Annotated in this window: 1 protein-coding gene; it reads right to left on the bottom strand. The window is 64.1% G+C overall.

What is annotated here, in order from left to right; genetic code table 11:
* Window positions 1-697, bottom strand: a 697-nt coding sequence (locus tag ACYBHZ_RS19320; protein ID WP_460275948.1) for an AMP-binding protein, incomplete at both ends; no start/stop codon positions are given.

Raw genomic sequence — 697 nt, 5'->3', positions numbered from 1 at the left:
GGTATCGACGATGGGGCAATTCCTCTTGCCGACGACCTCGTTGTACCAGTTCCAGGCCTCCGGGTTGATCGGCTCGCCGACGGTGCCGAGCACTTTGAGCGAGGACAGATCGTATTTCTCGACCCATTCGTTGCCTTGTCCCATGAGGGAGCGCAGCGCGGTCGGGGCGGTGTAGAATTGGTTCACCTTGTGCTTCTCGCAGACGGCCCAGAACCGGCCCGCATCGGGGTAGGTCGGCACGCCTTCGAACATCACGGTGGTCGCGCCATTGGCGAGGGGCCCGTAGACGATGTAGCTGTGGCCGGTGACCCAGCCGACATCGGCGGTGCACCAGAAGACGTCGCCGTCGTGGTAGTCGAAGACGTATTTATGGGTCAGTGCGGCATAGGCGAGATAGCCGCCGGAGCTGTGCACGACGCCTTTCGGTTTGCCGGTGGAGCCGGAGGTGTAGAGGATGAAGAGCGGGTCTTCGGCATTCATCGGGCGCGGCGGGCAATCGGGGGAGGCGTGCTCCATCAGGTATTTGACGTCGACATCGCGGCCCTGAACCCAGGAGATCTGGTCGCCGGTGTGCTTGACGACAAGGCAGCGGACCTTGTCGGAACAGTGCAGAAGGGCGGCGTCGGTGTTGGCCTTGAGCGGCGTGCGGCGACCTCCGCGCGGCGCGGTGTCCGAGGTGATGACCAGCTTGGCGCCG

This window comes from Celeribacter sp. ULVN23_4, from assembly GCF_054788345.1.
Note: the sequence above shows the minus strand (reverse complement) of the source record. Positions and strands in the feature narration are given on the sequence as shown.